Annotated in this window: 18 protein-coding genes; 8 read left to right on the top strand and 10 right to left on the bottom strand. The window is 48.9% G+C overall.

The window, feature by feature from the left end:
• Positions 1-28 precede the first annotated feature (28 nt).
• Positions 29-940, top strand: a complete 912-nt coding sequence (locus R5268_RS16750) for a LysR substrate-binding domain-containing protein (protein ID WP_046891986.1) — start codon at positions 29-31, stop codon at positions 938-940.
• A 56-nt stretch (positions 941-996) separates the two neighbouring features.
• Here R5268_RS16750 and R5268_RS16745 read toward each other — a convergent pair whose 3' ends face one another.
• From R5268_RS16745 to R5268_RS16720, 6 genes are all read right to left on the bottom strand, one after another.
• Entirely contained in the window at positions 997-1,758 is a 762-nt protein-coding gene (locus R5268_RS16745; RefSeq protein ID WP_410795842.1) for a DUF3944 domain-containing protein, read from the bottom strand.
• A gap of 222 nt (positions 1,759-1,980) precedes the next feature.
• Positions 1,981-2,733, bottom strand: coding sequence for a M48 family metalloprotease (locus R5268_RS16740; RefSeq protein ID WP_107679495.1), 753 nt, complete (start codon positions 2,731-2,733; stop codon positions 1,981-1,983).
• Positions 2,734-2,940: 207 nt separating this feature from the next.
• Positions 2,941-3,531, bottom strand: a complete 591-nt coding sequence (gene cobO / locus R5268_RS16735; RefSeq protein WP_046891984.1) for a cob(I)yrinic acid a,c-diamide adenosyltransferase — start codon at positions 3,529-3,531, stop codon at positions 2,941-2,943.
• Between the two features lie 26 nt (positions 3,532-3,557).
• Positions 3,558-5,216 carry a fumarate hydratase gene (locus R5268_RS16730; protein WP_166707023.1) on the bottom strand — a complete coding sequence of 553 codons (1,659 nt, stop codon included), beginning with the start codon at positions 5,214-5,216 and terminating at the stop codon, positions 3,558-3,560.
• 444 nt (positions 5,217-5,660) lie between these two features.
• Complete coding sequence (locus tag R5268_RS16725; RefSeq protein ID WP_317419832.1) at positions 5,661-6,959, bottom strand: dicarboxylate/amino acid:cation symporter; 1,299 nt, start codon at positions 6,957-6,959, stop codon at positions 5,661-5,663.
• A 513-nt stretch (positions 6,960-7,472) separates the two neighbouring features.
• Positions 7,473-8,366, bottom strand: coding sequence for a hypothetical protein (locus R5268_RS16720; protein ID WP_317419831.1), 894 nt, complete (start codon positions 8,364-8,366; stop codon positions 7,473-7,475).
• Positions 8,367-8,755: 389 nt separating this feature from the next.
• Here R5268_RS16720 and R5268_RS16715 point away from each other — a divergent pair, with 389 nt between their 5' ends.
• Entirely contained in the window at positions 8,756-9,406 is a 651-nt protein-coding gene (locus R5268_RS16715; protein ID WP_107679498.1) for a LysE family translocator, read from the top strand.
• Positions 9,407-9,424: 18 nt separating this feature from the next.
• A complete protein-coding gene (locus R5268_RS16710; protein WP_317419829.1) occupies positions 9,425-10,366 on the top strand; it encodes an alpha/beta hydrolase in 942 nt (313 codons plus the stop codon).
• 73 nt (positions 10,367-10,439) lie between these two features.
• On the opposite strand, the gene R5268_RS16705 is transcribed toward R5268_RS16710, so the two are convergent.
• Positions 10,440-11,036 carry a TetR/AcrR family transcriptional regulator gene (locus R5268_RS16705; RefSeq protein ID WP_317419827.1) on the bottom strand — a complete coding sequence of 199 codons (597 nt, stop codon included), beginning with the start codon at positions 11,034-11,036 and terminating at the stop codon, positions 10,440-10,442.
• An 80-nt stretch (positions 11,037-11,116) separates the two neighbouring features.
• On the opposite strand from R5268_RS16705, the gene R5268_RS16700 reads away from it, so the two are divergent.
• The 5 genes from R5268_RS16700 (at position 11,117) to R5268_RS16680 (ending at position 16,432) form a co-directional block, all read left to right on the top strand.
• The gene (locus tag R5268_RS16700; RefSeq protein WP_317419826.1) at positions 11,117-12,055 is read left to right on the top strand and encodes a helix-turn-helix domain-containing protein; all 939 of its coding nucleotides are present in this window, start codon (positions 11,117-11,119) and stop codon (positions 12,053-12,055) included.
• A gap of 192 nt (positions 12,056-12,247) precedes the next feature.
• Positions 12,248-13,720: an anion permease gene (locus tag R5268_RS16695; RefSeq protein ID WP_317419825.1), complete on the top strand. Its 1,473-nt coding sequence runs from the start codon at positions 12,248-12,250 to the stop codon at positions 13,718-13,720.
• 111 nt (positions 13,721-13,831) lie between these two features.
• Positions 13,832-14,815, top strand: a complete 984-nt coding sequence (locus tag R5268_RS16690) for a hypothetical protein (RefSeq protein WP_317419823.1) — start codon at positions 13,832-13,834, stop codon at positions 14,813-14,815.
• On the top strand, positions 14,812-15,870 hold the full coding sequence (locus R5268_RS16685; protein WP_317419821.1) for a hypothetical protein: 1,059 nt from the start codon (positions 14,812-14,814) through the stop codon (positions 15,868-15,870). The genes R5268_RS16690 and R5268_RS16685 overlap by 4 nt, the downstream gene beginning before the upstream one ends.
• Before the next feature lie 82 nt (positions 15,871-15,952).
• On the top strand, positions 15,953-16,432 hold the full coding sequence (locus R5268_RS16680) for a GNAT family N-acetyltransferase (RefSeq protein ID WP_046891976.1): 480 nt from the start codon (positions 15,953-15,955) through the stop codon (positions 16,430-16,432).
• Here the strand turns inward: R5268_RS16680 and R5268_RS16675 are convergent.
• The 3 genes from R5268_RS16675 to R5268_RS16665 are packed head-to-tail and all read right to left on the bottom strand — an operon-like array spanning position 16,412 to position 19,700.
• Positions 16,412-17,563, bottom strand: a complete 1,152-nt coding sequence (locus R5268_RS16675) for a DUF4056 domain-containing protein (protein ID WP_317419819.1) — start codon at positions 17,561-17,563, stop codon at positions 16,412-16,414. The genes R5268_RS16680 and R5268_RS16675 overlap by 21 nt on opposite strands.
• Positions 17,563-18,705 (bottom strand): BamA/TamA family outer membrane protein, encoded by a 1,143-nt coding sequence (locus R5268_RS16670; protein ID WP_317419817.1) that lies wholly within the window; start codon positions 18,703-18,705, stop codon positions 17,563-17,565. The genes R5268_RS16675 and R5268_RS16670 overlap by 1 nt, the downstream gene beginning before the upstream one ends.
• Complete coding sequence (locus tag R5268_RS16665) at positions 18,705-19,700, bottom strand: hypothetical protein (protein WP_107679506.1); 996 nt, start codon at positions 19,698-19,700, stop codon at positions 18,705-18,707. Before R5268_RS16665 ends, R5268_RS16670 begins: the two co-directional genes overlap by 1 nt.
• Positions 19,701-19,987: the final 287 nt, after the last annotated feature.

Genomic DNA, 19,987 nt, shown 5'->3' with positions numbered 1-19,987 from the left:
GGATTATATTTTTAGGGAGTAAAACGCTATGCGAAAGAAGATCCCGAAAACGGATTTACTGATCACCTTTGAAGCTGTTGCACAGTATGAAAGCTACACCAGAGCAGCGGAAGAATTATCACTGACTCAGAGTGCGGTTTTCCGCCAGATTGCCGCGCTGGAAGAATTTCTGAATGTGTCGCTGTTTCATCACGTCCGCAAACGTATTTTCCTCAGTGATGCCGGCAAACATTACCTCGGACTGGTGCATGACACCCTGGATAAACTGGAAAAAGACACCCAGGATATTATGTCCTGGCAGTCATCACAGCAACTGTTTGAACTGGCGGTGACACCAACCTTCAGTACACACTGGCTGATCCCGAACTTACAGAGTTTCCGTGAAAAACATCCGGAAATCGCATTAAGTATCAGTGCATTAACCACACCGGCCGATTTTACCAGTCTGAAATACGATGCCGCGATCATGCGTGAGGATTTCTGCAATCCGTGGCCGGATTTTGAATATCTGTTTGAGGAAGAACTGGTACCGGTGTGCAGCCGCATGCTGTGGCGGGATGACACGATCAAACTCACCACCGGTCAGCTGCTGGAAGAATTCACCCTGCTGCATCAGACCACCCGCCTCGACGCCTGGAGTGACTGGTTCCAGCTATCGGGTATTCACAACCCGAAAACCCGGGTCGGCCCGCGCTTTGATCTGCTTTCAATGCTGATCTCTGCTATCCGTTCGAATCTCGGTGTGGCGCTGCTGCCGCGCTTCGCTATCCAGAAAGATCTGGAAAACGGCGATTTGGTGATCCCGTGTGACCTGCCGATGAGTACCGGCAACCGCTTTGTTCTCACCTATAAAGAGGACAAAAAAGGATCACTCAACCTGCGGAAATTCAGTGACTGGATCCATGAGAAATCACGGGAAAAAGAACTGATTTTGTCTTAATGATCAAAACAGCTCCCGGTTTCTTAATACCGGGAGCTGTTTTTTAGAACATCCGGTTAATCAAAGCTGATTTCATTGGCTAATTTTGCAGCCTGCTGTGTCCTGAGAAAAGCAACCTGAATAACAGCAGGAATAGTGACCCTGTATGCAGCACTGCCGATATCCACTGCCGTCCATATACCTGTAATTGCCCATCCTACCGGTCCGGCTAAAATTGACATCGTCCTCATTAAGGTGGCATTTCCAGCAAATGTCAGTCCTCTGCCTATTAACGCTTTCATTATCTGATTAACAATAATAACAGTCAGCTGATACGACTTAAATCCACCAGCTCTGAATATAGCCTGAAAACTTGCAGTTAACATTTGAGATGTTAATCCTGACGTGTTTTTAATACCAAGCTCAGCGCCCAGTTCACTGATTTGTTCCGGAGACATAGAAGAAAGGGCATCAGTCATTATTTTCATCAGTAAATTATTTTCAATAACTTCTATTTCAGAGGATTTGTTATAGTTAACCTTTAATTTGTCACAGACATCAGTCAGAACCTCACGGTAAAAAACACCTTTTCCGCCTCTGAACATGGTAGCAAACGTATTAGCGCCAAAGCATTGAATTTCAGCAGCAATCTCTTGCCAATACAGGCTATGCTGCGGATAATTATTTTTATAATTTGCCGTTTCAGTTAATTCCTCAGTCCATCGTTTTTCACCGTCTTTATCATGCGTCAAACAATACACCAGGTCATCTAACTCTTTATCACTACATTCAGAAAGAAAAGTCAGATCACTATCATATCTATAAGCCACAACATACATCCTTTTTAATAAAATATCAGCAATAATAATTATATTAAAAATAATTATACATACTAATGATTTATTGAAAAATAACTAATATTTTTTATATCCAAATACCCAACCATGCAATATTTAATATTGCATAATTTAAAATTAAGATTATAAAAATAAGATAATTTTATGTTTTTATCCCTGAAGACGTGATACCAAACGGTATCACGTCTTTATTATGAGGAATAATTACTTTTTATCTTCTGCAATCCGTTTACGGATATTTTCTGCGCGCTCTGTGGTCGGCGGGTGAGAATCAAACATACTGTTCTGCCCTTTGTCCATTTTCGAGAGCTTTTCAAATCCGGTTGCCAGACCTTCAGTGGAAATACCGCGTTTTTTCAGCAGATCATAAGAATAATTATCCGCTTCTGTTTCCTGAAGCTGAGAGAACTGGGCATTAACCAGTTTTACACCCATATCAGCAAACTGAGAATTGCTCAGCTGGGACGCGATCCCCCCTGCTGAACCTGCTGCGGTTTTTGCCGCCACGGCCGCATAAGCGACCTGCATGGCTTTCTTCGTATGACCGAGACCGACATGCCCTAATTCATGTCCCAGAACACCTTCGATTTCATTATCATTCATGATATCCATCAGGCCGCTGTAGACACGGACACAGCCGTTCGCCATCGCCCAGGCATTCGGTTCATTGGTCATATAGACTTTGTAGTTCACTTTGGTTCCGTTTACATCAGAACCTAATGATTTGGCGATTTTTTCCATGCGGGCCGCATATTTTCCGGATGCCGGTGCAACCTGATTTTGCGCATCCATCTCTTTGCAGGCGCCATCAGACAGCTTTATCATATCCGCATCAGACAGGGTTGCTGCCTGAAATAACTGGCCGCCGGACTGTGCCAGGCTGTCATAATTCATATTCTGGCAACCGGCCAGAACAACAGCAGATACAGCAAGAGCAGAGATTGTCTTTAATTTCATTATATTAGTTTCCGTTTTTTTACAGGGTATTTCTCCGATTTGTAAAAATAGCAATTCCGGTTTATCCGGCACCAGCGGTCTATTCTGAAAAGCAGGTATAATACCGCCGTACCGGCAAAAAAAATCGCCCCGTATAAGCGGAGCGATTATTTATAACAGTATGTATTGATGAATACTGTATTGATAATACTGTATTGATGAAACTGATTACCAGTCGATACCTTTCTGCGCCTGAATACCGCTGTCAAACGCGTGCTTGACCGGGCGCAGTTCACTGACGGTGTCTGCCAGATCGGTGATGTCGCGGTGACATCCCCGGCCGGTAATAATCACGCTCTGATTTTCAGGGCGGTTTTTCAGATAACTGATAATCTCATCCAGGTCGATATAACCATAGCGCACCATGTAAGTCAGCTCATCCAGCACCACGAGATCATAGGACGGATCCTGTAACATCGCTTTGCCGTACTGCCACACTTCCTGTGCCGCTTTGGTATCACCCTCTTTATCTTGTGTGTTCCAGGTAAAACCGGTGGCCATAATATGGAACTCAACCCCCAGTTTTTCCAGCACGTTGCGTTCACCGCATTCCCACTGGCCTTTGATAAACTGCACCACGCCCACTTTCATGCCGTGCCCGGCGGCGCGGGTCGCAGTACCAAAGGCCGCTGTGGATTTCCCTTTCCCGTTACCGGTGAAGACCATCAGGACTCCGCCGGTCTTCTGAGCCGCGGCAACGCGCCCGTCGACATGCTCTTTCAGTTTCTGTTGCCGTTGTTGATAACGTTCGTCGCTCATGCAAACTCCTCAGGGAAAGTGTTGGATCAGGCAGGCTGGCCTGCCACGCATTTCTCACATTTTTTCGTCTGAACCTGTTCGAAGAAGTTATTCCCTTTGTCATCCACCAGGATAAAGGCAGGGAGCCCTTCCACTTCCATTTTCCAGACCGCTTCCATACCCAGTTCAGGGTATTCCAGAATCGCCAGACTCTTCACATATTCCTGTGCCAGAATCGCCGCCGAACCGCCGATACTGCCCAGATAGAAGCCGCCGTGTGCTTTACAGGAATCGGTCACCGCCTGACTGCGGTTGCCTTTTGCCAGCATCAGCATACTGCCGCCCTGCGACTGGAACAAGTCCACATACGGGTCCATCCGGTTACCGGTGGTCGGGCCGAGAGAGCCGGAGACCAGTTCTTCCGGTTTTTTCGCCGGACCTGCATAGTACACCATATGATCTTTAAAATACTGCGGTAATCCCTGTCCGCTGTCCAGACGCTCTTTCAGTTTCATGTGCGCGATATCACGGGCAATGATAAGCGGACCACTGAGAGAGACGCGGGTGGAAACCGGATATTTGCTCAGCTCTTTCAGAATTTCCGCCATCGGCCGGTTCAGGTCGATGCTGACCATATCGCTTTCATTCTCTTTGCGCATGGATTCCGGAATGTAACTTGCCGGATTGTATTCCAGTTTTTCCAGCCAGATCCCGTCTTTGGTGATCTTCCCTTTGATATTACGGTCAGACGAACAGGACAGCGCCAGGCCAATCGGGCAGGAACCGCCGTGACGCGGCAGACGGATCACACGGATATCATGGGCGAAATATTTACCGCCGAACTGTGCACCGAAGCCGAATTCACGGGTTGCTTCCAGCAGTTCCTGCTCAAGCTCACGGTCACGGAAAGCGCGGCCCAGCTCATTACCGGTATCCGGCAGGTTGTCATAATATTTGGTGGAGGCCAGTTTCACCGTTTTCAGGTTCATTTCCGGTGACGTACCGCCGATACAGAACGCAATATGGTACGGCGGGCAGGCCGTGGTGCCGAGGTACTTCATTTTGTCGATCAGGAATGCTTTCAGGCGATCATGTTCCAGAATCGCTTTGGTTTCCTGATACAGCGCGGTTTTGTTGGCAGAACCGCCGCCTTTGTTGATAAACAGGAAGTGATATTCCGCGCCTTCAGTCGCCAGAATATCAATCTGTGCCGGTAAGTTGGTGCCGGTATTCACTTCCGTGTACATATCCAGTGCCGCGTTCTGTGAATAACGCAGGTTTTCGCGCTGAAATGTGTTGTAAATACCACGGGATAAGCATTCCGCATCATTGGCGCCGGTCCACACCTGCTGACCTTTTTTCGCCACGATAGTCGCGGTGCCGGTATCCTGACAGTTCGGCAGAACACCTTTGGCTGAGATTTCCGCATTACGCAGCAGTTGCAGCGCAACGTATTTGTCGTTTTCGCTGGCCTCAGGATCGCTTAAAATCTGTGCGACCTGTTTCTGATGTGCCGGACGGAGGAAATAGGAGGCATCATGCACGGCCTGCTGAGCAATCAGTGTCAGCGCTTCAGGTTCAACCTTAAGCATCTCACGGCCCTCAAATGTCGCCGTGGAAACGTGCTCCCTGCTCAGCAAATAATAGTCCGTTTTATCTTCCGATAACGGGAATGGCTCCTGATACTCAAAAGTTTTATTTGTCATTATATTCACTCGTATTAAATCAGAAAAATGAAGAACGTATTGACGCACAATTTAAAAATAAATTTACCTGCCACGATTATGGTGGCTTATTACACACGAAAACAAATGATTAAAATGAAGAAGTTGGTGAATTTCATGAAGGAACAGACACGTATCACGCCATTTTAATATCATTATCAAACCCATTTAAAAACAATACGATAAACCATAAATTAACGATTTCAAAATGAGAAAATAACATATTATTGTTACATTTGATGATTGAATTAAATTTATAAAATAAAAAACCAAAGTTTATTTTAATAAAAATGAGATCTTAATACGGAAATACAGAATAATGAAAATGTAAAAGTGTTAAGCGGGTCATGAGATACAGACTGCGAATATAAAAAAACACAGGTAAAAATCCGTACCTGTGTTTTTTTCATACCTGAAACAGGTTCTTCAGCCTGCTTTTTTCAGCAGTTCCGGCTCTGCCATATCAACAACCGTTACCGGCGGTTTTCCGTGACAGCCTTCACCGTAATGCTCGCCTTCCCAGCGGCCGACAATCGCCGCCCCCATCGCGTTACTCATCACGTTGGTCGCAGAGCGGCCCATATCGAGGAACGGATCGACACCCATCAGCAGAATTAATCCGGCTTCCGGAATATTAAACTGTGTCAGCGTGGCGGAAATCACCACCAGTGAGGCGCGCGGCACACCGGCCATACCTTTGGATGTCAGCATCAGGATGAGCAGCATGGTGATCTGATCGCCCATGGAAATCTCAATATTACAGGCCTGGGCAATAAAGATAACCGCAAAAGAGCAGTATGCCATTGAACCGACAAGGTTAAAGGAGTAGCCAATCGGCAGCACAAAGCTGGCAATTTTATTGGAAACACCAAACTGTTCGAGCTGCTTCAGTGTGCCGGGGAACGCTGCCTCAGAACTGGACGTGGTAAATGCCAGCAGCGCCGGTTCGGTGATCCCTTTGGTCAGATGTAAAATGCAGCGTCCGGTAATCAGAACCGCCAGGCCGATTAACACCAGCCATAATGTGGCCAGCGTCAGATAGAACTCGCCCATAAAAATACCGGCTTCCAGCAGTACCACCAGCCCGCGCTCGGCAATCATCCCGGAAATGGCGGCAAAAACGGTCAGCGGCGCAAACAGCATGACATAACCGGTCAGTTTCAGCATCAGGCTGACCACCGATTCCAGCAGCGTCAGAATCGGTTTACCTTTTTCACCGATAGCGGAAAGCGCAACGCCCATAAAAATAGAAAAAACAACGATCTGCAAAATTTCATTGCGGGCCATCGCATCAACGATACTGGTCGGGATCAAATGGGCGATAAAGTTTTTCACCGAAAACGCGGCGGTCGCCATATTGTCCACCACCGTATCCGCCGGTGCCACAAAGTTAATACCGGCACCCGGTTTAAGCAGGTTAACAATCAGTAACCCGAGCGTAATGGAAATAAAAGAAGCACATACAAATAAAAACAGTGTCTTGGAGAAAACCCGCCCGAGTGTCTGCGCATCCCCCATTTTTGCAATACCCACCACCAGCGTGGAGAGGATCAGCGGCGCGATAATCATTTTAATGAGTCGCAGGAAAATATCCGTCACCACTGAAATATCGGCAGAATATTGCTGATTGAACCCGGGTGTGGCCAGATTGTTCAGCGCAACACCGACAATCACCCCGATAAATAATGCCGCCACTATCCAGGTCGTTAAACTTTTTGACTTCATACTATCTCCATAATGCTGATGTACTTAATCCCCCGGAGACTTAAAAAAATCTGATTAATTTCTTCTGAGCCTGACGGCCGCAGAAAAAATAACAAGCAGAAAGTGAGGGAGTTCAGAACAAAACTGACATCTGCCTTTAACAAAATGATCAATAAAATACACCGCTATTGACATAGTGATGTGTTATTTTACCGGGCGGACTGTACATAATTCCGCCATTACTTTGTCGCAGATAAAGAATTACATAACAGATGTTACGTAATAAAGTGTGTTTTAAACCATTATTTACATCAGATTAACGCTGATGTTGTTTTTTTATACTACCGGCCGTTTTTCAGATAAAAAATACGGCTCTCCTGAAATCATACTCCTTTTTTATTTGATGTCCCTCTCTTTATTTTTTAATTTTTTGTTGCTGATAAAATAAGCACACCGTTATTTTTCATTAAATAAATTAATAAAAAAGGGTGGCATTGAATGCCGCCCTCAGAGGACTACGGTAAGAAAAAATGCTTATTTCGGCTGGATACCAAAGGCGCGGAAATTACCGGTCTGTGTGATAAATGTGTTGTAGTATTCATTCTCCGCCACCGTATTGGATGACGCGGACCCGGCAGAGGCAGAAACCAGATCCATAGTGACCTGATGGATCTCTTTATTCAGCTTATCGTGAATATCCGGATCGTCAGACTCTTTAATCTGCTTCAGCAGGCCGGTTAATTTCAGTGCCTGCTTCTGTGTTTCAGCGTCTTTGAACTGCGGCTCCGGAATGGTGTAATCGAAGGTCATATTAACGGAGTCTTTCAGCTCATCACCCGGTGCAGGCGGCTGTAATTTTTCACCGTAATCGGATTCGACATACGCCACCAGCTCCGCTTTATCAAAACACTTGGTTTTAATGTTGCCGACAGACTGACGGTTACTGGTGGTAATTTCTGCCGGGAACGGCGTGCCGACCGGGTAACTGCAATTAAACAGATTATGGTCAATCACCGTGGCATTACTGCTGCGTACCGGCATCTGTATATCATGGCCGTTAATGGTGACATCATACATTGCCGGTTTAAAACGGTTACTCTGCCCTTCGACCGCGTAGACTTCAGACAGCATATAATAGACGTGATTATCCGGGTTAATAATGCCGCCGCTGTTATTGTCATACACCATAAAGTTCTGTTTCTCACCCGCGGCATTTTCAATGCTGTGCATACCCGGTGATAATTTCAGTTTTCCGGCAGTCCCCGGCTCAGTGGTGTATTCTTTGTCATCCACTTTAAATGTCAGTGTGCTGTCAGCCGGATTACTGTACCAGAATTCATTTTTGGTACTGTCCGGGTCCAGGCTGTCACAGGCCGCCATTAATAATACGGCAGAACCTAATACACTTAGTTTTATTGCGGTTTTCATAATCGGTCTCATCATATTGTTCTGAACACAGCCCCGATGTTATCAATCCTTATTTACCCGGCATAGGATAAATTACTGCCAAATTCCGGCGGCTAAAAACACAATAATCAGGAAAAGCCGGAAAATAACAGAATGATGACTTATATCATCAGGAGTTATTGTGTTTTTTCCGCAGTTTCTTTTCTGTTATCGCCAATCCGCATTATTACTGTCACAACCAGCAGAATAGTAAAAAAGCAGATTATTTTAATTCGTTATTAATATTTAACTATTCTTCATCCGGTGATGATATCGCGCATTATGTGCACCTCGGCAATATTTCTGTATGACAATCCCCGGTTCAGTGATATGTTTTTTTTATTACTTCATTTCTGTGCCGGATAATCATCATGATGATTTTTTTTGCTGTGGCGCTCGCTCACTTTATCGCTCTGATAAGCCCCGGGCCTGATTTTCTGCTGATTATAAAAAGTACCCTGCGTAACAGCAGACGGGTGGCATTCGGTGTTGTCTCCGGTATTGCCACTGCCAATGCACTGTATATTGTACTTTGTCTGGCCGGTGCAGGCGCTATCCTTGCACAATCTGTCACGCTGATGATTCTGATTAAATTGTTCGGCGGAGTATTCCTGCTCTTTATCGCGTGGCAGGCATTACGGGCAAAAAAATCTGATTACCGTTTCCTGATGGCACAGGCGGCAGAAGATAAAAATACGCATCCGCAGAGTACGTTTACCAAAGAATTTCTGGTCGGCTTATCCTCCGGCCTGTTAAATCCCAAGAATTTATTATTCTATTTAAGTCTGTTTACTGTTGTACTGGAAAGTCAGGATAATTCCGCACTATTTAAAACCGGTATTGCACTCTGGATGGTGATGGCTGTATTAATCTGGGACAGTCTGATTATGTATCTTCTGACCCGTCCCGCAGTACGTCAGCAATTTAATCGCTGTGCCTTCTGGATTGATAAAACTGCCGGTATTATTCTCGGTCTGGTCGGACTGAAAATTATTCATATAACATTTAAAAGCACGCCTTAACTTAATCAGGATATTACTGTGACTGCTGTTTTACGCCATTGTTTTACCGCCCTGCTGATTATTTTTATTTCATTGCAAACGGCTGCCGCCGGGAAAAATATCCCGGCTGAAATAAACGGCCTTAACGGCACACTGACTCTGCCGGAACATACCGCACCAAAAGGTGCCATTCTGTTTATTGCCGGTTCCGGTCCGGTTGATCGTGACGGTAACAGTCCGGCCAGTCAGACGGATAGTCTGCGGATGCTGGGGGATGCCCTGAGTGACGCCGGATATATCACACTGCGGACAGATAAAACCGGTACAGGTGCCGGTGCCGCAACCGTCACACCGGCAGATATCACCTTTGCCGGTTATCTGCGGGATTATCAGGCGTGGTTTGATTTTCTGCAGAAGCGTTATCCGGATATTCCGGTATACCTGCTCGGTCACAGTGAAGGGGCGTTATTTGCCACCCTGATGGCTCAGGAACAGAAACCGGCCGGGATCATCCTGGTCTCTCCTGCGGGATATACCATCGATATTATCCTGAAAAAACAAATGAGTACCCAGCCATTTCCGCCGGAAGCACTGACCTATATCAACGATGTCATTGACCGGCTGAAAGCGGAGAAAACCACGGATAATATCCCGCCCTCCCTCAATATTTTATTTTCACCGGAATTACAGCGCTATTTCATGGTGTGGATGCAGTATGATCCTGCGGAAGAACTGGCAAAGGTCACCGTACCTGGAGTCATTATTCAGGGCGGGCATGATTGCCAGATAAGCCCGGATAACGGCGCCCGTCTTATCCGCACCGCGCCGGATAATCAGTATGCGGAGATCGCGACGATGAATCACGTTCTGAAAGAAACACCCGCGGACTGCGCAGCCGCCATCAGCAGTTACAATAATCCGGCGCTGCCGCTGCACCCGGAGCTGGTTCCGGCTATTACCCGGTTTTTATCCGGCCGCTGATGCCGTATCAGCGGAAAACTGATGTCAGCGAAAACCGGTGTCTGTGAAAACAGATATCTGTAAAAATGGTATATCAGGACGGTTTTTTCAGTGTTTGCAGAAAGTTATTATAAATCTCAGTAAAGTCATCTTTAAAACCGGGGAATTCGGCAAGACTGTTAATATTCAGGGTAATATGCATCATAAAGCCGTGGATCAGACTGCATAACAGATAAGAGTCATACCTTTTAATTATCTGCTCTGCTATCAGCTGATTCACAATATTATCCACACGGTTACTGATATAACGCCGGTTAATATCCTCAAATTCATACCAGCCGATCACCGGCATCACTTCCTGAACCGGAATTAATTCCCGGTAATGCTGCTCCAGATAATTCATGAAACTGCGGACAATAATCTTCAGCTCTTCCCATTTATCCGCCAGCGGTTCATTATTACCGAGAGCCTCACTGATCTTCTGCAACTGCATTTCATAACAGTGTTTCAGCAGGTCACTTTTACTTTTAAAGTGGTGATAAAACGCCCCTTTTGTGACCCGCGCATCGCGGGCAATTTCATCAATCGAAACGGACTGATAGCCTTTTTCAATAAAAAGTCTGTGCGCTGAAATCAGTAATGCCAGCCGCGTCCGTGCTGAATTTTCCTGTTGCCTGGTCAGTGTGTTCATGGTAAAAATGCCCTGTTACATACTATCAGTATGTAATCGTATCACAGTATTTTTTTGGGTGCCAACAAACGGGAATCCTTATGCTTAAACATGATAGCACTGTCACGGAATTTATTGGTTCCGCGCCGGTCACCAGTAAAGAACAGGATGAAAATGCCTTCTATCTCAGTGTGATAAAAGACATTATTTTGTGGATTGAGCATAACCTGGATAAGTCGCTGCAACTGGATGTGGTGGCGGAACGTTCCGGCTATACCAAATGGTATTTTCAGCGGATTTTTAAACGGTTCACCGATATGACCCTGGCAGGCTATATCCGCCGCCGCCGTCTGACAAAAGCAGCCACCGAATTACGGCTGACCACAAAGAATATCGGCGATATTGCCCTGAAGTATCAGTTTGATTCCCAGCAATCTTTTGCCCGCCGTTTTAAAGCGGTTTTTAATATGACGCCGACGGCATACCGCCGCAGTCCAAACTGGGATCTGACGACGCTGCAACCACCGGTACAATTGGAAATGCCGCCGCTGCCGCAGCCGGACATTGTTATGCTGGATAATATCCCGGTACTGGAAAAAGGTTATCACTACCAGTCTCCGCTGGATGAAATCGGCCATCTGCATGAAGAGATCCGCACAACATTCTGGCGTGATTTTATCCGCCTGGTATCACCGGAGCTTCCGTACTGCTATGTCCGCACAGACTATGACCGGACGTCAGAGCAGCCGGACTGTATTGCTATCGGCTATCATATCGGTGTGGATGATCCGGCGTTTATTGTACAGGAAAATGAATTGACCCCGGCGGTGATCGGCAGCGGAAAATATGCGAAATTCCATTTTAACGGCCTGTTCAGTGATTACCGGGATTTCACGTTTAATGTGTATTTGTACGCGTTACCGCAACTCGGATTATGCCGTCGTCCCGGTTCGGATATCGAAAAATATACCCGTACCGAAGCAATGAGTGATAATCCGCCTGAACATCTGTGTGTGGATTATTATATTCCGGTTCTGTGATCCCCCTCATTTTCTCCCTGTTCATACCGGTTATTTTCTGTTACAGAATAAATAACCGGTATCTGACATAACATTGATTATTATCAGCAAACAACAGCACTGTTATTTTCAGGTTGTTATATAATATATCCTGTCATTCAATATCAATACGTCATCCTCCGGCAGTTAAATACAATTACCACGGACGGACCTATGAATAAACTGACTCCGCTGAAACTCATTCCTTCCTTAATTGCGATTCTTATTACCTGTATTATCTGGTTCGCTGTTCCTGTACCTGACGGTGTTGATCCTAACGCGTGGCACCTGCTCGCGCTGTTTGTCGGCACTATCGCCGCGATTATCGGTAAAGCACTGCCTATCGGTGCGGTTTCCATGGTGGCGATTGCGCTTGTCGCCCTGACCGGCGTCACTAATCCCGGTTCGGCAAAAGCGGCGCTCGCTGATGCCCTGAGCGGCTTTTCCAATGAGCTTATCTGGCTCATCGGGATCTCTATTATGGTTTCTCTCAGTCTGAATAAAACCGGGCTGGGGGCGCGTATCGGTTATTATTTTATTTCTCTGTTCGGCAAAAAAACGCTGGGCATCGCCTATTCGCTGGCGATTGCCGAAACCGTGCTGGCACCGGTTACCCCCAGTAATACCGCGCGCGGCGGCGGAATTATCCACCCGATTATGCGTTCAATCGCTGACAGTTTCGGTTCGAAAGCGGATGACGGCACCAGCGGGAAAATCGGCCGCTATCTGTCCCTGGTTAATTACAATACCAATCCTATTACGTCCGCGATGTTTATCACGGCAACCGCGCCTAACCCGCTGATTGTTAGTCTGATTGTGCAGGAAGCCGGAAAAGGGGCGGAACTGAGCTGGTCGATGTGGGCCGTGGCCGCATTTTTACCTGCGCTTATCTCGCTGATCACCATGCCGCTGGTGATCTATTTTCTGTATAAGCCGGAAATCACCGCCACCCCGGATGCACCTGAATTTGCCCGTGAGCGTATCCGCGAGCTCGGCCCGGTTTCCCTGCCGGAAAAAATCACACTCGGGGTCTTTATTCTGCTGCTGGCATTGTGGGCCGGTGTGCCCGGCTGGCTGTTCGGCAGCGAATATAACGTTCATCCGACCACCGCCGCCTTTATCGGCCTTGCCGCCCTGCTGTGCAGCGGCGTGCTCAGCTGGGATGATGTTCTGAAAAACAAAGGGGCATGGGATACGGTAGTCTGGTTCGCCGCACTGGTGATGATGGCATCGTTTCTCGGCAAGCTCGGGCTGATCAAATGGGTTTCCCTGACGGTCGGCAACGGTATTGACCACCTGGGGATAAGCTGGACCGGCGGGATGCTGCTGCTGGTGTTATTTTATGTCTATTCTCACTACTTTTTCGCCAGTACCACCGCGCATATCACCGCGATGTTCGCCGCATTTTATGCCGCCGGACTGGCACTCGGCGCACCGCCGATGCTGCTCGGGCTGACTCTGGCGTTCTCCTCCTCACTGATGATGTCCCTGACCCACTACGGCACCGGCACCGCCCCGATTATTTTCGGTTCGGGTTACACCACGCTCGGGGAATGGTGGAAAACCGGTCTGGTGATGAGCATCGTCAACCTGGTTATCTGGATTATCGCCGGCAGTCTGTGGTGGCGGTTCCTCGGATACTGGTAACAGACCGGCCCGCATTATCGCCCTGAATGTATTCTTTGCCGAATTAAGAATTATCGCATAAAGAATACTTATATACTGACCCCGCAGTGTTTATCAGTAATATCAGGGGAGATGATGCAAAAGGAAATTGTGCAGCCGGTTTCTGCGGATACCGGTGTGATTGAGCAGTTCGCGGATAATCCGTCGCCCTGTGCGCCGCTGACCCCGTCAGCAGAAACCCGCTATCTGAAAGCGATGGCACAAACTGATCATTATCACCGCCGTTATAATCCGTCTTATACCCTGCTGGATAAGGCGGAGCCTGCACCGGTGATCCCTGCCGCCCTGTTCCGCAACGGATGCCCGGCCACGCACATGGATACAAAATACGCGGATATGGCTGAAAGGGCCATGGCATCCCTCCTCCGCCTCAGCGGACTCACCAGCACGCATCCGGCCCGTTTTCTGCTGCTGACACCACCGCAGCCTGCCGGACACAGGGAATACGACACCCCGCAGTTCCCTGAACTGACACAATTCGCACCGGTGAAAGAGTGTGTCACCGCCGTCTTCGCGGATGGCCAGCCGAATACCATGCTGGCCTGGGCCGTGCTGATGGAATGGGCGCAACACAGCGATCCGGTGTATATCATTGCTGCCGCACATCATGCGGCCCGGTTTGCTCAGAACAGTCCGGCACCTTTTACCCTGAAAGGGGAGATCCGCATACTGAGCAGTCACGGCCGGAGCAGCCACTGCCGGATGATTACAGATAAACTGCCGGAGATACTTCAGGCACCGTCTGTCATCATCCGTGAAATCTACAGCACACCGGCGCATCCGCTGCACTATATCAGCTGCCGGAAAGGGCATTTTCACATCCCGCAATTTTCCCGCTTTATGCTGATCAGTGAGGACGGCAGTCCGGCTGCGGCAGACAAAAGCGGCCTGTTACAGCTGAATACCCCGCTGCTTACACCGCTGCCTGCCCAGCGCCTGCTGACGACAGATATATGTGAACAGGGAACCGGCTGTGCCTGCGGCAGTACATTGCCCTGGATATCTTACTGCGGCAGTATCGCCGCGCGGGACGACCTCAGCGGAGATGAGATATGATGACAGACACTATCCCCCGGCGCATTGCTGCCATCAAAGACCGCCTGTCCGCCATACTGAGCCGGAAACCGGAATTCTCCGCAGATCCGGCAACACACTCATTCTGCCGGATGCGTCTGCAATGGCTGGCTGACTCCCGTGCTATTGATACCGCAGCAGAGCATGCCCTCAGCGGCACATCCCGGTATGCGGCAGAACAGGTACTGATCATTGATGAGGGTGATAACCCGCTGATCACCGCGGAGCTTATCATCGCCGCTTATATCACCGGTACGGCACTCCGCATCAAAACCCGCAACCACTGCGACTGGCTGAATATGCTGTGCAGACAGCCCGGCACAGACTCTGTCACCTGCGAATTTGCCGGGCCGGAACAGCATGACACCGCACTGCTGCACAGCGCGGATACCGTCGTGGTGACTGGGAGCGACGCCCTGATCCGCCACTGGCGGAAAATTACCCCGCCGCCTGTCCGCCTGATCGAAAACGGCCCGAAAATCAGCGCAATGATAATCTGCGGCACGGATTTACCCGCACCGGAACTGATCCTGTGGGACACCTGCCTGTTCCTCAGGGAAGTCAATGATTCACCACGCTTTATTCTGCTCGACAGCCCGATGATGGCAGAACGGCTGTACAGCTCACTGTCACAGGTACTGAATGAACTGCCCTGTCTGCCGCAGCATACCCGTTTACACCAGATGGTAAAGGCACGGGAACTGTCACTGCGTCATGTGCTGACACCTGATCTCCGGCCGCCGGTTTACAGTACGGCATCCGGCTGGGGGCTGACACTGCGGAGGACGTTTGAGCCGGCGCACTGGCTGCCGTACGGTTTTAACCTGATTACCGGTGATCCGGCAGAACATCTGAAGATGGCCGCCCGATACCGGCCCGGGCAGTTACAGACTCTCGGTTGCTACGGCCGTCAGGATCTGCTGCCGCTCAGAGCATCCCGGTTTTCGCGCCACTGTGACTGCGGGCAGATGCACAATCCGCCGTTCAGCTTTTCCGCGCTGATAACCCCGGTGCAAAATGATATCCGGCTGCGGTGAAATAACACACCGCCGCCTTACGCAGCCTGACATTTGATCTGCTATTATTATTCGTCTCAGCAAAATCACGGATTTGATCGTTATGACCACAGAAGCACCCGTTTTTTTACTCGCCCCGCCTCAGCGTGATGAAGCAGATTATCTGACCCGCCTGTGCCTGCGTTCAAAACAGCACTGGGGATATGATGAGAAATTTATGGCGACCTGCCGCGATGAACTGACGATTACCTCCGCTGATTTTGACCGTTCGCGGCTGATGACAGCCCGGATTAACGGCAAAATTGCCGGTGTGGTACAACTGACCATCAACCGCCAGGAAGAGAACGGAAAGCTTTCCAAGCTCTTTGTGCATCCGGATTATCTGCATCAGGGGATAGGCAGCGCACTGTATCAGTGGGCAGTCACCTCCGCCCGGACACAGTGTGTCAGCGCGCTGCTGGTCGATGCGGACCCCAACGCGGAAGCATTTTATATCCGCCAGGGTGCCATCCGTATCGGGGAAACGCCGTCTGAGTCCCTGCCCGGCCGTGTGCTCCCGCTGTTACTGATTTCGCTGCACTGATACCGGCGCTGTTTTTTTATCCTCCGCTGCCGCATGTTCTGTCAGCCGCGGAAAATCAGCTTCAGTAAACGGCAGTGCGGTCACCGGCAGGTTCCCGGGATTGTTTGTCCGCCACAGTTCAAATGACGCCAGATCCGACAGAGACCAGTGCAGATAATGCTGAGGCAGTGCCAGCCTCATCCCGGTGGCGGTTTCCTGCTCTGGCTGTGACGGCAGCCGGTCATCACTCACACTGTAATCCCGGCGCAGCACCAGAAATTTCTCCGGCACCCGCTGCTGTTTATCCCACCAGAGCCCGTCGATACGGTCAAACATCTGCCGGGTCACCTCAGCGGGCTGTGCATCCAGCTGTGCCAGTGCCTGCGGGAGCATACCTTCCATCCCCCGGTTAAAATCCGCCACTGAACCACCGTGCCCCTGCAACAGCAACGTGATGGCAAGGCGTGCGCCCAGCAGGTTGGAATAGAGGTCTTCAGGTGTAAATGCAGAGATTTCCTCAGAAAAACCGGGAACTGAATGATAACCGTACCACTGAGCAATCTCATGCCATGCTGCCAGACGAAACGCGAGCCGCGCCGCCAGATAGACACTCAGGGTATAACGCTCTGCCGGGTCCTGCGGCGGAGTAAAACGGCGGAACTGAATACGGCGGGAAGAGAGCTCGTCTGACAGTGTCAGCATGCGGGCTTCGCCAAGGTGCGGATAAATCAGTGTAAACAGATAATACGTGTAATCAGCGGTATCCCGGACATGTGCAATATCGATAAATCCGCCGCGGCGGGAATAGATGATTCCGAGGTTTTCATTACTCAGGCCGATAACCTCTGCCACGCCAAACCAGAAGCTGTCATTGTAGACATGCTCCCCCAGACTCTCTGCGGCCAGCACATTACCGATGGTGTAAAACGGCACCGGAACTGGTCCCAGCTTTGCCCGCAGATCATAACCGAATGCGCAGCAGGGACGCAGCCCGTCGGGTGCGTTCACCTCATCTGCAACCGGAAATACCTGCGCAGCGGTTTCTGTTGTCTGCGGCGAAAGATCGGCACGGACAACCGGAACGTCCCTCATCCGGCTCTGACAGCCGGATAACAGCATCATCATGGCAATTACGGTGATAAATACCCGCATCAGAATGCTTCCCCGACCTGGAAATAAAAACCGCTGCTCTGCTTTCCGACACCAAAATCGAGCCGCACATTCATCCGCGGTTTGAATTCAAAGCGATACCCGACACCAACGTTAGGCAGCCAGTGGCCGCCGCCGAGATGACGCGCACTCTCACTCATCGTCCCGCTCCCGGCCCAGAGCACAACACCGTGCCGCCAGTCCAGCTTACGCCGGTACTCGACCTGGGTGGCGAAGACGTGGTTATCCTGATAACGGCCGTCATAATACCCGCGCATCTGCCGCCCGTTCCCGAGGCGGGAGAACTGATCCCACGGCACATCACCGGATGCAAACCGCGCATAATTATCAAATGCCAGCACCGTTTTGTCATTCAGCGGATAATAATAGTTGTACTGAATCTCAGTGGTATTAAACCGCGTATCACTGCCGAGTGACGGTGCATAATACGTATAACGCAGATCCAGTGCCTGCCCCTTGCGGGCATTCGGCAGAAAATCCCGGCTATCATAACTGAATGTGGCACTGACACCGGAACTGACCGCATGCCGTTCATAATCATGTTCATCCATATAACGGCTGAACGGCCTGTCCGGAGACGCGGCATTCAGTGTGCTGAAATCCCAGCCTAACCCGAGATAGGTATTATCCGTCACACGGCGCAGCAGCGACGGTGTCAGACGCAGTTGCTGTGACTTATATTCACCGAAATGATCTTTAACGCGCCCGGCCTGATAGCCTTTTCCCCAGTAATCCGTCGGCACATTATTAAGCGTACCGCTGAGGTAAAAACGCCAGTTATCATTATCCAGATAGGTGTAATTATTCAGGTTCAGACCGAAAGCCCCTGTTGAGGAAGCAAACCCGCTGAGTGATAACGTGGATATTTTACTGTCCGGATTATGGTCTGCCTGATACAGGCCGACCAGGGCCACCCCGATACCCGCTTCCAGTTCAGGTGTATAAAACGGCCCGGGTAATACTCCCCAGTCAATTGTTTTGCTGCGGTCAAACTGATTATTACTGCCCAGTCCGGACAGTGCATCATCAATTTGCTCCCGTGAGGGTAAAAAACCGGCCTTTGCTGTGTGAACCGCTGCCAGACAGGAAATTACCAGCCCGGCAGCGCAATGACGAAATATCATTAAAAACGGAATTCTCCGGAAATAAAGAAGCTGTTACGGTTATTAAAGCCCACTTCTGAAATTATATTAAAATTGCGGGTCACTTCTAACCGGGCACCGACCAAATTGCTCCATTTATGGGCAAGATGCTGTTCAACATCGAATTTCATTCCCGGATCATCCAGCGCATTCACAAAATCCTGGAATTGTCCCGGTAAACTCAGCCCGCTGATATCCCCTTTAAAACGCTGAGTAATATCCTGGTACATTGCCCCTGTCCAGACCTGTAACTTGGTATTTCCCTGCCCGGCAATTAATGGTGAGAAGACAAATTCATAGCCGACACGCGGAGAAATCACCAGTGCTTTAATATCGCCGTCGAGGATATCCAGATTGGTTTTGGTATAATTAAGATCGACCGTTCCGAAAAACTGGTTATATCCGCCGGCCAGTGTCATACCGGCACCATAGGTTTTACCTTCGAAATCCAAATCGAACGGCTGCCCTTCCAGGAATTTCAGCGGCAATTTAGCAAACCCGAGATCAAAGGCGCCGCCATTCAGAATAGTATGGGATTTACCTTTGGTTTTACCGTATAAACCATACACGTTCATAAACGGAAAAATCCAGGAATCCACTTTCAGCATATGGGTTTCACTTTTTTCCCGGGTATGGCCCGCATCGACTGATAATGCACCCGCTGTCTCCGGGTTTTTCGGCATAATAAAGCCGATTTTATCCACCACAATATCCTGCCGCAGATTCATATAGTTATAACCGACACCAAACGGCTCCGGAATATCATAACCGCGGGCACGGGCTTCATCGCCCCAGATAGGCAGAATACGGGATTGGGATTCAGAAGGACGGGTAGCATCAAGAGAACCATCTTCCTTTTGTACTGAGCCGCCGGACTGGCTGACACTTAATGACAATGAAGGGCCGTCCGCATAAGAAAAAGCGCTCAGGCTCAGTGAGCCGGTAATAATCAGAGTATGAAATATCGGGCGTAACATAATATAAGCCGGTTTCGTTTAATTAAATGGTGATGAATTCTAACGGCTAATTTTACTAAATCACGGACTTTACGTGCGATAATTAGTAATAATTGCTATATCCGGTAAGTTATTATCCATTTAAGTTACAATAACGCGAATTGACCATCAGATTATAAAGAGCAGATGTCACTTAAAATGAGAATTATTATTCTTCACAGGCAATCTGTATATCTTATTTTAAGTGAGACAATTTAAATAATAAGATCATTAACTTTCAATATTGCGGGAGTTACGCCATTTCTTTA

It is taken from the genome of Morganella sp. BCCO 40_0007 (assembly GCF_032989665.1).
GTDB lineage: Bacteria > Pseudomonadota > Gammaproteobacteria > Enterobacterales > Enterobacteriaceae > Morganella > Morganella sibonii.
The sequence above is the reverse complement of the archived record's forward strand: the minus strand, read 5'-3'. Positions and strand labels throughout refer to the sequence as shown.